Below are 545 nucleotides of genomic sequence, written 5' to 3'. Positions count from 1 at the left end.
AACACATCAGTTTATGTCACGGGGCGCTTAGAAGAGAACAATATCGAAGCAAATACCTCTGCTGCTGCCAATGTCCGAGGTCTTTCACTCATTCAAGTTTCTGGAAAAGCAGAAGAAAACTCTTTCAAACTCGTAAATGGCTATACCACAAGAAATGGTTTACCAGATATGTATACACTACGTGCCTATGGACCAGACTCAAGCCAAGGCAAAGCCGATATTGCACAAAACCTCTTTGATGAAAAGAATGAAAACTTCTGGGATTTCCGTTTGCAACCCGAACTGCTTGACTCCAATTCTGGTTCAAATCCTGATCCTGAAACAAATATCCCTACCGTTGCCCTTGTACCACAAACAGCAAGCTATTTGGTCATGCCAAATGCTCTCTTCTATAGTGGATTAACCGATATGGCTAAACAAAATGCACTTTTAGCCAATATTAGAACATCTGTCTTAGGAAAAGAAGAAGAAAAACAAACCGGTTTCTTCCTCTATACTTACGGAAACACAGGAACCTTATCTTCTGAACGCGGACCTCTCAAATA

The 545-nt window shown here is 40.9% G+C and carries 1 pseudogene; it reads left to right on the top strand.

From position 1 onward, the window contains the following. Positions 1 to 545 (top strand): annotated as a pseudogene (locus ACFINY_RS09965) (autotransporter outer membrane beta-barrel domain-containing protein); the annotation flags it as partial.

This window comes from Bartonella sp. AA23NXGY, assembly GCF_042197165.1.
Lineage (GTDB): Bacteria > Pseudomonadota > Alphaproteobacteria > Rhizobiales > Rhizobiaceae > Bartonella.
Note: the sequence above shows the minus strand (reverse complement) of the source record. Positions and strands in the feature narration are given on the sequence as shown.